Annotated in this window: 13 protein-coding genes and 1 pseudogene; 5 read left to right on the top strand and 9 right to left on the bottom strand. The window is 61.0% G+C overall.

Annotated features, from left to right (window positions below; all coding sequences use genetic code 11):
* Window positions 1-39: 39 nt before the first annotated feature.
* The 7 genes from EP376_RS20860 to EP376_RS20830 all read right to left on the bottom strand — a co-directional run bounded on the left by EP376_RS20860 (window position 40) and on the right by EP376_RS20830 (window position 7,990).
* The gene (locus EP376_RS20860; protein ID WP_127657451.1) at window positions 40-1,035 is read right to left on the bottom strand and encodes a sugar-binding transcriptional regulator; all 996 of its coding nucleotides are present in this window, start codon (window positions 1,033-1,035) and stop codon (window positions 40-42) included.
* 70 nt (window positions 1,036-1,105) lie between these two features.
* The gene (locus EP376_RS20855; protein ID WP_164745018.1) at window positions 1,106-2,077 is read right to left on the bottom strand and encodes an ABC transporter permease; all 972 of its coding nucleotides are present in this window, start codon (window positions 2,075-2,077) and stop codon (window positions 1,106-1,108) included.
* A gap of 80 nt (window positions 2,078-2,157) precedes the next feature.
* Entirely contained in the window at window positions 2,158-3,672 is a 1,515-nt protein-coding gene (locus EP376_RS20850; protein ID WP_127657449.1) for a sugar ABC transporter ATP-binding protein, read from the bottom strand.
* A 2-nt stretch (window positions 3,673-3,674) separates the two neighbouring features.
* Window positions 3,675-4,661, bottom strand: a complete 987-nt coding sequence (locus EP376_RS20845; protein ID WP_127657448.1) for an ABC transporter permease — start codon at window positions 4,659-4,661, stop codon at window positions 3,675-3,677.
* Between the two features lie 191 nt (window positions 4,662-4,852).
* Entirely contained in the window at window positions 4,853-5,854 is a 1,002-nt protein-coding gene (locus EP376_RS20840; RefSeq protein WP_127657447.1) for a beta-keto acid cleavage family enzyme, read from the bottom strand.
* A 30-nt stretch (window positions 5,855-5,884) separates the two neighbouring features.
* On the bottom strand, window positions 5,885-6,979 hold the full coding sequence (locus EP376_RS20835; protein ID WP_127657446.1) for a substrate-binding domain-containing protein: 1,095 nt from the start codon (window positions 6,977-6,979) through the stop codon (window positions 5,885-5,887).
* Window positions 6,980-7,021: 42 nt separating this feature from the next.
* Entirely contained in the window at window positions 7,022-7,990 is a 969-nt protein-coding gene (locus EP376_RS20830) for a carbohydrate kinase family protein (RefSeq protein WP_127657445.1), read from the bottom strand.
* Between the two features lie 187 nt (window positions 7,991-8,177).
* Between EP376_RS20830 and EP376_RS20825 the strand changes: the two genes are divergently transcribed.
* The 4 genes from EP376_RS20825 to EP376_RS20810 all read left to right on the top strand — a co-directional run bounded on the left by EP376_RS20825 (window position 8,178) and on the right by EP376_RS20810 (window position 12,675).
* Entirely contained in the window at window positions 8,178-9,215 is a 1,038-nt protein-coding gene (locus EP376_RS20825) for a zinc-dependent dehydrogenase (protein ID WP_127657444.1), read from the top strand.
* Window positions 9,208-10,875 (top strand): glycerol-3-phosphate dehydrogenase/oxidase, encoded by a 1,668-nt coding sequence (locus EP376_RS20820; RefSeq protein ID WP_127657443.1) that lies wholly within the window; start codon window positions 9,208-9,210, stop codon window positions 10,873-10,875. Before EP376_RS20825 ends, EP376_RS20820 begins: the two co-directional genes overlap by 8 nt.
* 58 nt (window positions 10,876-10,933) lie before the next feature.
* Entirely contained in the window at window positions 10,934-11,845 is a 912-nt protein-coding gene (locus EP376_RS20815) for an alpha/beta fold hydrolase (RefSeq protein WP_127657442.1), read from the top strand.
* A 131-nt stretch (window positions 11,846-11,976) separates the two neighbouring features.
* Complete coding sequence (locus EP376_RS20810) at window positions 11,977-12,675, top strand: GntR family transcriptional regulator (protein WP_164745017.1); 699 nt, start codon at window positions 11,977-11,979, stop codon at window positions 12,673-12,675.
* 95 nt (window positions 12,676-12,770) lie between these two features.
* Here the strand turns inward: EP376_RS20810 and EP376_RS23420 are convergent.
* Window positions 12,771-12,990, bottom strand: a pseudogene (locus EP376_RS23420) (IS6 family transposase); the annotation flags it as partial.
* An 18-nt stretch (window positions 12,991-13,008) separates the two neighbouring features.
* Between EP376_RS23420 and EP376_RS20805 the strand changes: the two are divergent.
* Window positions 13,009-13,224, top strand: a complete 216-nt coding sequence (locus EP376_RS20805) for a hypothetical protein (protein ID WP_238928856.1) — start codon at window positions 13,009-13,011, stop codon at window positions 13,222-13,224.
* Window positions 13,225-13,227: 3 nt separating this feature from the next.
* Here the strand turns inward: EP376_RS20805 and EP376_RS20800 are convergent, their stop codons facing one another.
* A complete protein-coding gene (locus tag EP376_RS20800) occupies window positions 13,228-14,064 on the bottom strand; it encodes a protein NO VEIN domain-containing protein (protein WP_127657440.1) in 837 nt (278 codons plus the stop codon).
* Window positions 14,065-14,163: the final 99 nt, after the last annotated feature.

The raw sequence follows: 14,163 nt of genomic DNA, 5'->3' as shown, positions 1-14,163 counted from the left end.
CCGATCCGACTTTTCAATGTCAGCGGAAGATGCGCCCCGTTAGTCAACCGCGATGCGCTCCGCCACGACGGAATCGGTAATCAGAACCTTGGGCTCCAGCAACTTGATTGCGGCCCGGATCGCGGTGAGCTTACTCCATCCGCCTGAAGCCAGGATTACCTCCCGCGCGCCACCTAGATCGGCGGGGTGGACAGCAAGGACACGGTCATTGACCGGATGATCAATCACATTGCCCTCCGAATCGATGAACCGGCACAACACGTCGCCAATGGCGCCAGCCCGCTCGAGTGAGATGATCTCCTCGTGCGTCAGAAGGCCATAGCGGGTGAAGATCGAATCGGGGGACAGATCCCCGACCGAAACCACGGCCAGATCCAGCCGCCGGGCGCGGTCCAGCACTTCGGCAATGCCGTGATGGTTCATAAGCGCCTCGCGGCTCGCAGCATCCGGGGCAAAAACCGGCGCGGCCACCATATAGCATTCGGCAGCCAGCCGATCGGCAGCGCGCCATGCGAAATCCGACGGGTTCACCCGGCTCACCTTGGTCAAACCACCAAGCAGGGAAATCACCGAAACGCCTGAGGGCTGGCGCTGTTCGATCGCCGGGATGCCAGAGGTCAGCGTGCGCCCCCAGCCCAGCCCGATACTCATGTCCGGCCCGATACGTTGCGACAGATAGGCCCCAAGCTCGCTGCCGATAATTCCGGGCAAGTCCACCGGGTCTTGCGGCGTCGGGACGACGATGACCGTCTCGAAGCCATATCTGCTCTTGAGTTCCGCCTCCAGCTCCACGCATCGCGACAGGCGGGATGTGACCCGGATCTGAACTGTGCCATCAGCGCGGGCCTGAGCGAGGATCCGAAGCACCTTGGAGCGGTTGGACCCCACGATCTGCGCGATCTCGTCCTGGGTCTTGCTTTCCATGTAGTAAAGCCACGACACCCGGGTCTTAAGGTCATCGGCCGTTCCGGAGCCGATCGAGACCGTTTCGACGGACTCGCTGGTCGGCTCACGGTCATTCGTTGACTTCGTCATAGCTCTTCCCATTTCGGCACACTCCTAAATGACCCATGATCCTTTGCTCTGCAATCGCGACATCCGCAGATCAGTGTTCCCGCCGTTCTCGTGATGACAGGAACAGCATCATCGCGATGACCCCGCCGCCAAGGAAAATGTGCTGCGCATGGGTGCTGACATTGTTCAACTGAAGGATGTTGGTCAGGATCGACACGATGAGAACGCCACAGAACGCGCCGAAGACCGTGCCCACGCCGCCGGCAAGTCGCACACCTCCGACGACGATCATAGTGATCGCGACCAGCTCGTAACCGATGCCGGAATTCGGATCCCCGATGCCGAGGCGGCTTGCACCGATGACACCGGCCGTTGCCGCAAGCATTCCGCTGATGACATAGACCGAGATCTTGATCGAGGTCACCTTCATGCCGAAAAGCTCTGCTGTTTCCTCCGATCCTCCGACCGCATAGATGTGGCGCCCATAACGCGTGTGCCTGAGAATGACATAGGCCACGGCAAAGGCGACGAGCAGGAAGACCACTCCGTTCGGGACACCCAGCGCATTGCCCCGGACGATCGTCACGAAGTCACGCGGGATACCGGAAAACAGCGGCGCACCATCGGTCATGAAATAGATGACGGACCGCGCGCCGATCATGGTGGCCAGCGTCGCGATGATCGGCTCCATCCGACCTTTTGTGATCAGCAACCCGTTGATCAGGCCGATCAAGCCCCCGAAGGCGATCGCGGCCATGATCGACACGGTGATCGGATACCCTGCAGCCAACAACAGCGCGACCGTGACGTTTCCGATCCCCATGACCGACCCGACCGACAGATCGATCCCGCGCGCAAGGACAACAAACATCATTCCTACGGCAATGATCGCCGGTTCCGCCGCGTATTGCAGGATATTGAAGATGTTGTTGGACTGCATGAACCGGTCGGACGTGACCGTGCCGATCACAAGAAGCGCCGCCACGATCAGGGCCGGTGCGACCTCTGCCAGCGACAACCGCCTCGGTTTTCTAGGGGCGGTCCGTTGCAGTGAGGTAGTCATGACGTTTTCCATGTTTGCGCTCCACCAGTTGCGTTGAGGACACCGGGAGCCGCATGAGGCTCCCGACCTGGGCCGACCCCTCAGTCGGTAATGGCCTTTTCGAGGATCTTCTCTTCCGTGAGGTCCGCACCGGACAGCACACCGCTGACCCGGCCACCCCGGATGACGACGACGCGATCGCACATGCCAATCAGTTCAAGAAGCTCCGAAGAATACATCACCACTGGCAGCCCGCTGCGTGCCAATGCGTTGATTTCCTCGTAGATCTCGACCTTCGCGCCGATATCGACCCCGCGGGTCGGCTCCTCGAGCAAGATCGCCTTGTAGCTTCCGATCAACCAGCGGCCCACGAGGGCCTTTTGCTGATTGCCGCCGCTCAGGCTGCCGATCTTGGCACGGCCGCCGCTCGTCTTGATGCCAAGGCGTTTGACCACGTCGCGCGATGTAGACTCCGCCGCGCGCCCCTTCACGACAAACCTGAAGTGGGAAAAATGGCTCTTCAGAACGTTCGCCACAAGGTTGAAGTTCACGGTCTTGTTGAGGAACAGGCCGTCAACCTTCCTGTCCTCGGGCACATAGGCCAGCCCCTGTTCAATGCTCCGTTTCGGCGAAACGATGGCAATGTCCTCGTTTCGGATCCGGATCGATCCGCTCTTGACGGATTTCAGTCCGAACAGCGCCTTGATCACGCAGGTCGCACCGGAGCCTTCAAGTCCCGCAATCCCGAGGATTTCGCGGTCCCGCACATCGAAGGACACGTGGTCAAGTTCCCCGTCGACGCACAGGTCCCTGACGGACATGGCAATCGTGTCGGCGGGTGGTGTTCGCTCGGGGTAGAGCGCAGGCAGATCCCGGCCGACCATCAGCTTGACGATTTCGTCTTCCGTGATGTTCTCTATGGCCTCGGTCCTGATAAGCCGCCCGTCGCGCAAGACTGACACGCGGTTCGCAACCTGAAAGATCTCGCGCATCCGGTGTGAGACGTAGATTATGCTGACGCCGTTCTTCTTCAGACCGTCGATCATCGAAAACAGCGCGTCGATCTCGCTCTGGTTCAGGTTCGCAGTGGGTTCGTCCATGATCACGACCGACGCGCCACGTTTGTGAACGGCGCGAATGATCTCGATCATCTTGCGCGACGAGGGGCTCAGGCTGCGCATCTTCTGCGAAGCGTCGATATTCAGGCCCAGCTCGTCGATCTGGCGCTGCGCGTCGGCAAAGAGCTTTTTCCAGTCGATGAAGATGCCGTTCTTGCGGGGCTCCATACCGGCATAGAGGTTCTCGGCGACGGTCAGGTCCGGGATTTCCTGGATTTCCTGGAACAGGGTGGCGACGCCGCCCATCTGTGCCTCGAACGGGCTTTGAAACCCGGTCTTCTTGCCGTTCAGATAGATCACGCCTTCATCTGCGCTATGGACGCCGGAGATGATCTTGATGAGTGTCGACTTCCCCGCTCCGTTCTCGCCCATGAGCGCGTGAACTTCTCCTCTCTTCAAGGTCAGGTTGAGGTCGAGAAGAACCTTGTTGGCGCCGAAACTCTTGGAGATTCCCTCGATTTCGAGCGCATTTGTCTCAAGGACGATGCTTCCATCCATCTTCAAGCCCTCTCGTTCTTGCTGGCCAGTAGGACCACGGTGATGATGATGAGTGCGAGGATGAAGCGCTGGAACCAGATGCCCATCCCAAGCAGCACAAGGTAATTGAGCATGACCGCGCTGACCGTCGCGCCAAGGAACGCACCTATGATCGTGCCCTTGCCGCCCGCCAGGCTCCCTCCGCCAAGGACGACTGCGGCGATGGCCATGATCACCATTTCAACTGGCGTGCCGCCCGTGGCCGCCGTGGCGGGCTGAAATGTCCCCATCCGGGCGAACGTCAGATACCCGGCCAGGGCTGCGAGCGTCCCGCTGAACATGTAGACCGAGCATTCGACCAGATCGGTGCGGACGCCGATGTTGTGCGCCGCGTTCTTGTTCGATCCGAGGGCATAGACATTCCGGCCATAGGTCGTGCTGGTCATGAGCCACCAGAAGAGCAGCACGACTACGATCATGAAGGCAGCCGGGATCGGTATGCCGGCAACGGCTCCACCGCCGATGGCGCGAAACGCCGGGTCGATGTCGCGCGGAGCGACGGCGTTACCCTGGGTATAGGTCATCACGATCCCGGTCATGATGCCGCCCGTGGCCAATGTCGCGATGAAGGGCTGCATCCGGCCATAGACAGTCAGAACACCATTCAAGGCGCCAAGCACCGCGCCCAGCGCAAGCGCGAAAATGAGGGCAACCTCCGCCGATGCGCCGGCCCCAAGCAGCAACACAGTGCAAAGACCGACAAGCTGCATGACGGCGCCGATTGAGAGATCGATGCCCCCCACGATCAGCACGAGCGCCATGCCGATCGAGACGATGGTCAGGTAGGAGCCCTGACGACTGAGGTTGAACAGGTTGTCGGGCGTGAGAAAGAATTCCGTGAACAGGGGCCCGACAATAAAGGCCAGTGCCAGGAACAGGATCAGCGTCGCCTCCGAACGGTATTCGCTCAGCATGCCCGCGAAGGTGGTGTTGGCATATGGTGTTTGCATGGTCCCTGTCTCCAAAGACTGGTTGGTTCAGGGCGGTGGCCTGCAGGCCCGCCCGGTCGGGGTGCGGGCCAAGTCTGGCCCGAACCGGAATGTCGTGGGAGTTGGGCGACCCGTCCTCGTCCGCAGGGGTGAAGTCAGGGCCGCCCGGATACTGCGCCCACACCGCGTGATGCGGGCGCAGATCACCTTTGTCAGGCGACTTCCAGGCTCAGCCGGGCCTTGCCGGCCTCGTGCTGTTTGGTGATGCCGTAGATCTCGCGGGCCTCTGCCTGGGTCGCAAGGGGACGGCCCACTTCGCGGGCGATGTCCTGAACTTCCTTCAGAAGTTCGAGGTTGGTCGGATTGCGCGCCGGATCGTAGAACAGCTCCAGCCCGGTCTTGACATGACCGCCCAGCTCGATGGTGCGGCGGATGACGTCGCGGGTGTCGCGATCGCCTTCACCCCAGATCGAGATGCACCAGTTGATCTTCTGACCCGTCTGGTTCAGCTGCTCCATCATGTCGAGATAATAGTAGAGGCTCTCGACGGTGGGCTCCATGCCCGACGTGCCAATCGGTTTGGTCGAGGTCAGCGCATAGGGCCCGATCAGGTAGAAGTCGATGAACGAGCCGGGCGTCGACATGCCCCGGTTGACATAGTGCATGGCAAGCCGGAGCTGGCCGGGCTCATAAACGCCCCAGATGATGCTCATGTCGTTGGCGAGCGCTTGATCCACCTGACCGGCCACCTGCTTGTAGTTCCAGCCGTATTCCCGGCCCTCGATATGGCCCTTTTCGTTCACGTCGAAGGCGAACAGGTTCACACCCGTATCGATGCACGAAATGTTGACGTTGTGCGTCTTGTGCAGGAACCCGCTGTGCTCGGTTCCGAACTGCTCTTCATTGAGCAGTTCGCGGTTACAGGTCGTGGGATACCAGACCACGTCCGGCCGCTGACGAAGCACTTCGTCGAAGACCGGATGGTAGTCCTGGGCCGCGGCTTCCCCCAGCAGATCGAAGCTGGTGTTGTGGGTGTGGATGCAGCAGGCTCCGGCGTCCCAGCACGCGATCGCATCATCGATCACTTCCTGATAGGTGCGGGGAGTGTTGGGGTTCATCTCTTTGGTGCGTTCCCCGTTGAGATGGGATTCCACGATCAGCGGGGTGTCCCAGCCCGGCTCGAGATTCTCGAATTTGTTCAGAGAAAGGGCCATCTTTATGGTTCCTTATGTTGATCCGTTGACTTAGGAGCAGGCGCCTTCGGGCAGCCATTCAGCGGCGTTTTCCTGGGTGATCAGCGGGGGCTGGTACCAGATGTGCGGCTCGACGACGTAGCCTTCAGCCACAGCCAGAGCGGCATCGACGACGGAGGTCATGTCGGATTCCCAGAAGACCGACGCTTCTGCGGCCGAGCCGTTCATGATCTCACAGACAAGGTCCGCTTGACCGTCGACGCTGACCATGACGACCTCGTCTTCGCGGCCGGCGGCGCGCAGAGCTGCAAGAACGCCCATGCCCATCTCGTCGTTCATCGCGTAGATGCCGTCGATCTCGGGATTGGCCTGAAGCAGGTCCACAGTGGCCTGCATCGCCGGCATGCGGATCCATGCGCCGGCCTGCATGCCAACGACATTGATGCCCGGATGCTCGCGGATGACCTCTTCGAAGCCGCCCCAGCGGAATTCATAGTTCGACGATTCGACCACGCCCTGGATGACGATGATGTCGCCTTCGCCGCCAAGCTTCTCGACGAGATACTCGGCGAGGATCCCACCGTTGTACCAGTCGTCAGGGCTGATGAAGGACGTATACTCGATGTGATCGGCCTCATCGTCCGGGATACCCGAATTGTTGATGATCAGCGGGATGCCGGCGGCGTTGACAGCCTCATAGGCGGGATAGACGGCAGTACCGGACAGGCTGCTGGCGATCAGGACGTCGGGCTGGCGCTGGATGAGGCTCTCGATGTTGGCGATCTCGACGCCGACATCACCGGTCCCTTCCGTATGAATGCAGGTCACGTTGGAATACTTGTCGCAGTTTTCCAAAAACGTTTCGACCATGTTGATCCGGACCGGGTGGTTCATCACGACCTGCGAGAATGCGAGCGTGATCGGCTCACCATTGCCATAGACGCCTGCCGCTTCGCCTGCGCGCGCCCGGGCGGTGAAGTCATCGAACGACATGAAGTTGGGGTCGGACAGGATCGATTCCGGGGTGGGGTCATAGGCCGACATGAAGGTGACGCCCTGCGCATTGGCGGCGACACCGATCGCAGCGACAAGGCCGGCGCTGGCAAGGCGCATCGCGATACGGCCGGTTCTGGGATTGGTAGTCATGGTCTTGGTTCTCCTCCTGGGATTTAAAGGTAGGTCTTGTGGTCAGGCCGCACCGATCAGGAGCTCGGGCTCCTTGGTCGGGCAGGAATTCATGAAATTGACGACCTGATCGAAGCTCTCGATCCCGGCCTGGGATCCCAGGCCGCTGGCATTGAGCGCCGACATGGCCGAGGCGAAGCGGAGTGCATCCCGTGGTGGCATGCCCCGGACCAGGGCGGTCGCGATCCCCGCGTTAAAGATGTCACCGCAGCCGCAGGTGCATTTGACGTCGACGTCGTGCGCAGGGACCTGAATGCGCGTGCCGTCCCGGTGCTGGTAGTAGGCACCATGCGCCCCAAGCGTGAAGATGCAGCACTGCGCCCCCTTATCGAGGAAGAAGGACACCATCTTGGGGATATCGGTCATCCCGGACAGCGCCTCGGCCTCCTCGATCGAGGGAATGAAATAGTCTGTATGCGGCAGGACAGCCTCGACATCGGGCAGGTCCTCCTGTGACCCCGCGAAAACGTCGACCGTGGTGATCGCCCCACGCGACCGTGCATGGGCCATCAGCCGCGCCGTGCCTTCGCCATCCATGGCGTCCAGCAGTCCGACACCGCCCAGATGCAGGACCTTCGCGTCCGAGATGGCATCAAGGTCGGCTTCATCGATCGTAAAGGCCCGGGTTGCGCCTTTCACATGAAGCGCGGGACGCGATCCGTCCGCCCGGGTCGTTACGATCGATGACGCGGTCGGCGTCCCGGGGATGCGTTTCATATAGGAGGTATCGATACCGAACCCGCCGAGCCGGTCGAGCACCCAATCGCCCATGAGGTCTTCGCCGATCCCGCCGACAGCCCGGGCCGAAAGGCCGACCTTCGCGCCAGCAATGACCGCCGCACCCGCAGCACCTGAGACCGCGATCGTCATCTCATCGATGAAGTATGTCCCACCGCCCGGCGGCACGCCGTCAAAGGGCCAACCGAGGCAGTCATAGGTGTAAAACCCGACGGATGCATAGTCACAGATCATTGGATGCGGCTCCTCCCAAATCCTTGGTGACAGAACGTCATGCTTTTTTGTATTTATGTCAATATAAATGTTCAGCCTATTTTACAAAGACTTAGCGATTACCTCGCCAAACTGCTCTCTTTTTTCTGGATTTTTCCCACTCTTAGGGATAGCTCATATGAACAAATGATCTTTAGGAGTAAAGAATGTGAAAGCAGCGGTCCTAGAAGAGCCGAACAATCTTGTATTGAGAGGAACAAAAGATCCAGCACTGGTTCCGGGCGACCTAGTTATCCGCATGCGCTCCGCAACCATCTGCGGCACCGACATCCGCATCTTTCGCGGACGCAAGACCATGGGCGTGCGCTATCCGTCGATACTTGGCCACGAATTCGCCGGCGAAATCGTCGATACAGGCGGACGGTCGGGCTTTTCGATCGGGGATCGCATCGGCATCTGTCCGGCAATTCCCTGCGGTCACTGCCACCGCTGCAAACGCGGGGCCGAGAACCTGTGCTCGGAGGGCATGAATTTCGGCTACGAGATCGACGGCGGCTTTGCCGAACTCGTGCGCATTCCCGCCAAGGCGGTGGACGGTGGCAACGTGCGTCGGCTGCCCGATGGGATGACCTTCGGTGAAGCGGCGATGATCGAGCCGCTGTCGTGCGTCCTGAACGGGCAGGAGCAGGTCAACCTGGGCTTTGGGGATGTTGTTGTCATCATCGGTGCCGGGCCGATCGGCCTGCTGCATGTGCTTCTGGCCAGATTGCGCGGCGCAGTGCGTATCATCGTGTCCGATCCCAACGCGCCGCGCAGGGAAGCCGCTCTAAGCTACGGGGCCGACACGACCATCGACCCGACAACCGAGGACGTCGCAGCCCGAGTGCGGGCGGAAACCGACGGTCGCGGCGCCGACGTTGTCATCTGCGCGATCGGGATCCCGGCACTCGCGCGTCAGGCAACCGAACTTGCCGCGCATTCGGGACGGATCAGCCTCTTTGCAGGTTTTTCCAAAGGCGACACGTCGCAGATGGATATCAATGCGATCCACTATAACCAGATCACGGTGACCGGCGCGTTCGGCCTCAGCCGCCGCAATTTCGATGACGCGTTCAACATCGTGGCCTCTGGCCGGCTCGATGTGGCGCCGCTGATCACCGGCCGCTTCCCCCTCGAAGAGACCTTGCGCGCTTTCGAGGTGGCCGAGAGCGGAGCGGCCATAAAGGTGGCTGTTGAAAATGACTGACGCGGAAGAAATCGATGTTCTCATCATCGGAGGCGGCATCAACGGCTGCGGGACCTTCCGCGACCTCTGCGCACAAGGAATCGACTGCCTTCTGATCGAGCGGGAGGATTTCTGCGCCGGCGCCTCTGCCGCCTCATCCCGTCTCATGCATGGCGGATTGAAATACCTCGAAACCGGAGAGTTCCGCCTTGTGCGCGAGTCGCTGACAGAACGGAATCGCCTGTTGTCGAACGCTGCGCACTTCGTCTCTGCCCTGCCGACGATCCTGCCGCTCCGATCGCGATTCGGCGGCATTCTTCCGTCGATCGGGCGGTTTCTCGGGATGAATGTGAGGATGTCGGATCGCGGATCGCTCATCACCCGTGCCGGTCTTGTGCTGTACGATGTGTTCGGCCGTAGCTACCGGTCGATGCCGACCCACCGCGTCCTTGGCCGCAAGGCCCTCGGGGACAGGGTGCAGGGGCTCGATCCAGCTATTTTCGCGGCCGGCCTCTACTACGAAGGTCAACTCAGCCACGCCGAACGGCTGGGTCTTGAACTTGTGCTGGACGGGGAGCGCCTTAACCCGAGATCAGAGGCGCTGAACCACGCGAGGATTCTCAGCACATCCGCGGATTGCGTCACCTTCGCCAGCAACGGCACGACCCGAACCGTCAGACCCCGAATTATCGTGAATGCAGGCGGCGCCTGGATAGACGCGATAAATCGCGATCTGGGCCTGCATAGTGAACTGATGGGCGGGTCCAAAGGCTCTCATCTCATCGTAGAGCACCCTGAACTTTTCCGCGCATTGAACGGTCACATGATCTACTTCGGAACTGCCGACGGTCGGGTCAACCTGTGCTATCCGTTCATGGGCCGCGTCTTGATCGGTGCCACGGATATCCCCATCGACGACCCCGACGACGCGCGCTGCGACGCGGACGAAACAACTTACATGCTCGCTGCGATCCGGGAGGTCTTCCCGGATATCCACCTAACGGAGGACGATGTCCTCTACCGGTTCTGCGGTGTCCGGCCATTGCCGCGCGCAGATGGCGATATCGGCCTCGTGACGCGGGATCACTCCATCGTTACGCTGAATTTCGGGCGAAACACTCCTGTACTCTGCCTCATCGGCGGCAAATGGACGACGTTCCGCTCCTTCTCCGAAGTAACCGCGTCGCAGGTGCTCGATCACCTTGGCAAGCCGCGCCTGCGCGATACAGGCGACATGGCCATCGGCGGCGGGCGAGATTTCCCGGCGAACGGCAAAGACACCCGTCGGTGGATCGCAAGGGTCGCGGCCATGACCGGGCATTCGGATGCCCGGATCGCCACCTTGCTCGAGCGATACGGAACAACGGCAGAGCAGGTCGCGCAGGCCTGCAAGGCAGAGACGATGCTCACCACCCTGCCCGACTATTCTGCGGAAGAACTGGCAACCTTGTGCCGTACAGAACGCGTCTCAACGCTGGCGGACCTGCTCCTTCGCCGGACCGTCGTGGCGATGTCCGGTCGACTGACGTCCGATGTCGTCGCCGAATGCGCCGCCATCGCCGCCGGGGCCCTGGGCTGGTCCGCCGAGCGGCAAAGACAGGAAGCCTTGGCGATCCCGCTGGATCAGCCCGGCAGCGCCCGGATGCAGATCGACGCCGCCCCGCGCCGGGCCGCGATATGACCTGGCCGGACAAAGGCCAGAGCTCGCATGCAATGCAAACATACTGAGGGAGGATAAGATGGCTGAGGTCTTCGACCATGAAGGCAAGCCCGTCAAACACGGGCGGGCGCGGGTGAACGGCATCCGCATGCACTATATCACCGCGGGTCAGGGCGAACCTCTGCTGCTGATCCATGGGACACCCAAGACAAGCTATTACTGGCACAAACTCTTTCCCCTGCTGACCGACCGCTTCACCGTGGTGGCTCCAGATCTTCGGGGCTTCGGCTATTCCGACAAGCCTCCTGTCAGCGAGGGGTATGACAGCCTGACCAACGCGACCGATCTTGCCGAGCTGATGACGTTGCTGGGCCATGACAGCTTCCATATTCACGGCGAGGATCGCGGCGCGGAATTCGCCTATGCGCTCGCCGCGACCAACCGACCACGGGTCAAGACGCTGTCGTTCTGCGAAATGCTTCTGTCTGGCGAAGGGCTAGAGGAGGCCTCCTTCTTCACGCCGGACAACATCTCTGCCCAGTTCCGCCAGAATGGTGTCTGGGTCTGGCATATTCCTTTCTTCTGGATTCCTCACCTGCCCGAGATGCTGATTTCCGGAAAGGAACGCGAATTCTGGGAGTTCTGGATCAAGGCCGAGACGTGGAATCCCAACGCCATCACCGAAGAGGCCCTCGATGAGTGGGTCTCCTGCCTCAAGGCTCCCGGCGGTCTGCGCGGAACGCTCGAAACCTACCGCGCCGCCTTCAAGAACGCCGAAATCGTGCGCGAACTGCGCAGGGAAAAGCTGACCTTGCCGATCATGACCGTCGGTGCGCCTGAATTCTTCGGACCGCGCGTCGAAGAGCAGATGACACGCCTGTCCAACGGCGTCGAGAAGGCCGCCGTCTTCGAGGAATGCGGACACAGCCTGGCGCTGGAGGCCGAAGATCGTCTCGCCGACATGCTGAAGGACTTCATGCTCGACCGCTGAAAGGCTCGCCCGGGATCCGCCTCGATCAACCGAGGCGGGCCATCCCCCGCGGCGCGTGTATCAGCGGTCGGGAATTGACAGGAGAAGATCGGTCAACTACGCCAATCCGAATTCTCACTCCAGATCTTGCCATGAAGACCGCCACCACTCCCCAGAACCTGACCGATCAGGTCTACGACACCATCGTCGAAGAGGTTTGCACCGGAGCAATCGTGCCGGGTGAACATCTCGTTCAGGAACAACTGGCCGAAAGGTTCGGGGTGTCGCGCCAAACGATCATGCAGGCGATGGCTCGGCTCAAGGCGGATGGCCTGTGCGAGCAGATCGGCCGCCGCGGCCTGCAGGTGTCGGTGCTCGATCTCGACAAGGTGCAGTATCACTACGACATTCGCGCCGCGCTTGATGGGCTGGGAGCCAAGGGGGCGGCGCGGCAGGCGAAAGCGTCGCGGGAAACCGCAGAAACCCTCGCCCGACTTGGCGGCGAATTGTTGAAAGAGGGCGAGCGTGCTCGCATGCGCGGTGATATCGCGGAGCAGGTTCGCCTCGATATGGAACTGCACGCGCTGATTTATGACCATTCGGGCAACCCGCTTCTGGCCGGCACCGCCGAACCGCACTGGCGGTTCCTTCGCCGGGCCATGTCCGAGGTACTCCGCCACGGCGATCTGCCCCTCGAGGTCTGGCAGCAACATCGGGAAATACTCGATGCGATCATAGCGGGCGATGCAGCATCCGCCGAGCTCTACATGGTGGCGCACGATCTCGACGCTGCAACTGCCCTCTCCAAAGCACTTTCTTCGCCAATGGATCAAGGGCTGCCGGCCGATTGATTTACCGCCCCTTTGTCCGAGTTCTCCGGGATGCACCGACTGGAAACTGCCAGACCAATTCCAACCCGGCTCCACAACGGCAGCGACTCTGTCCATTAATTCGCGCAGAGACCACGCCACTCTGTCAGAGCGGCGGCACAACTCGGACCAATGTTGGGTCTGGAGCAGAAGCTTCTTTCCGAGTTGAACAAGTTATGGATTGAGGCGTGAACGGCAGCGAATTTCTGCGAGCTTTCCCTGCGACTGAAACGGAGCATTGCCCTTTTCTCGTCGCCTGAACGACACGTGCGAATTCTCCGCTCGATTGCTAAGCCATGGGCTTGGCGGCGGCGCATGGAGGCAGGGGAGTTCGCCACGATCCAGGAACTGGCTGAGGCTGTCGGTCTGGCTGAGCGCGATGTCAGCCGGCAGCTGCGGTTGGCCTATCTTGCACCCGATGTCCTGAAACGGCTGACCTGCGGCCGCGAGGCGTGTGCGGTCAGCCTTTACGATTTGTGCTTTTTGGCTGGGGAGGCATGGCAGGAGCAGGCTGAGCGAACGTTTCGCTGACCCTCAATGAAAACTTGCCTGAAAGGACGTCGCGGTCAGTGAAACATGCGCGTCCAGCGGTGGATGTAGCTCAAACGCCTTCGGCTCGCGCGCGAAATTCCATAGCCGGAACAGGGACCATTCCGCACGCCGTTCCTCGGCCACGGCCAGTTCATTCCGGCTGATGTGGAAAGGCGTGCGCTCCCATCCGTTCGTAGTCTTCACCTCGATCAAGCGCGGGCGTCCGTTCGGCGCGAAGCTGGCGATATCGTAGCCGGCACCATCCCCATCCTTTTCCGACACCCACCGGACTTTGCGCGCAAGGTCGTCGCGGCCCGCTGATCTAAGGGCTGCACGCTCGTGCACCAGGACGCGCTCCTCGCCGGCACGGCCGAGGGTGCGGTTTCGCTCGTCTCTCGCCGCAACATCGAACTTGCGTGCGATGTGCAGCATCTGCTCCAGCTCCTGTGGCGGTGGCTGGTTCGACAGCGTCGGCGGTGGCCCGATCCAGATCGGCGCGGCGTCAGCCAGGCCGGCCGGTGGTCGCGCAGCAGGACGACGACCAAGCCAAGCCGGGTTCAGCGCCAGCCAGCGTGCCACGGCATCCACCAATGTCATCTGGAAATTGAATGCAGGCTTGTAGCCGGGGATCCAGTCTTCCCCGAGCCCCTTGAGCACTGCGCTGATGTTCTGATGCTTGAACTCGACCGATCCCTCGGACCGATCTTTCAACAACGGCATAAGCGCCCGTCGATGCTCGGCCTTGTTATAACGGTGCCCAGCGATGTCATCGGCAAGCATCGCAAAGTAATCCGCGACGATCAGATCGTTTTCTTCGTCTGTCCAGGGCCCATTCGACATGACGCCAGGCTATGAGCGGAAAGTCTCTTTGTCATCAGAGACTTCTCGTGATCGTTCGCACCAACACGCACAACCACGCCGCCTTCGGGTGTCTCTGTT

The sequence above is a fragment of the Alexandriicola marinus genome (assembly GCF_004000435.1).
Classification (GTDB): domain Bacteria; phylum Pseudomonadota; class Alphaproteobacteria; order Rhodobacterales; family Rhodobacteraceae; genus Alexandriicola; species Alexandriicola marinus.
This window is presented reverse-complemented; position numbering and strand designations above follow the sequence as displayed.

Excerpts from the sequence above, each read along its gene's own strand:
- EP376_RS20860 (WP_127657451.1), bottom strand. The coding sequence starts at position 1,035 with ATGACGAAGTCAACGAATGACCGTGAGCCGACCAGCGAGTCCGTCGAA.
- EP376_RS20855 (WP_164745018.1), bottom strand. The coding sequence starts at position 2,077 with ATGACTACCTCACTGCAACGGACCGCCCCTAGAAAACCGAGGCGGTTG.
- EP376_RS20850 (WP_127657449.1), bottom strand. The coding sequence starts at position 3,672 with ATGGATGGAAGCATCGTCCTTGAGACAAATGCGCTCGAAATCGAGGGA.
- EP376_RS20845 (WP_127657448.1), bottom strand. The coding sequence starts at position 4,661 with ATGCAAACACCATATGCCAACACCACCTTCGCGGGCATGCTGAGCGAA.
- EP376_RS20840 (WP_127657447.1), bottom strand. The coding sequence starts at position 5,854 with ATGGCCCTTTCTCTGAACAAATTCGAGAATCTCGAGCCGGGCTGGGAC.
- EP376_RS20835 (WP_127657446.1), bottom strand. The coding sequence starts at position 6,979 with ATGACTACCAATCCCAGAACCGGCCGTATCGCGATGCGCCTTGCCAGC.
- EP376_RS20830 (WP_127657445.1), bottom strand. The coding sequence starts at position 7,990 with ATGATCTGTGACTATGCATCCGTCGGGTTTTACACCTATGACTGCCTC.
- EP376_RS20820 (WP_127657443.1), top strand. The coding sequence starts at position 9,208 with ATGACTGACGCGGAAGAAATCGATGTTCTCATCATCGGAGGCGGCATC.
- EP376_RS20815 (WP_127657442.1), top strand. The coding sequence starts at position 10,934 with ATGGCTGAGGTCTTCGACCATGAAGGCAAGCCCGTCAAACACGGGCGG.
- EP376_RS20810 (WP_164745017.1), top strand. The coding sequence starts at position 11,977 with ATGAAGACCGCCACCACTCCCCAGAACCTGACCGATCAGGTCTACGAC.
- EP376_RS20805 (WP_238928856.1), top strand. The coding sequence starts at position 13,009 with ATGGAGGCAGGGGAGTTCGCCACGATCCAGGAACTGGCTGAGGCTGTC.
- EP376_RS20800 (WP_127657440.1), bottom strand. The coding sequence starts at position 14,064 with ATGTCGAATGGGCCCTGGACAGACGAAGAAAACGATCTGATCGTCGCG.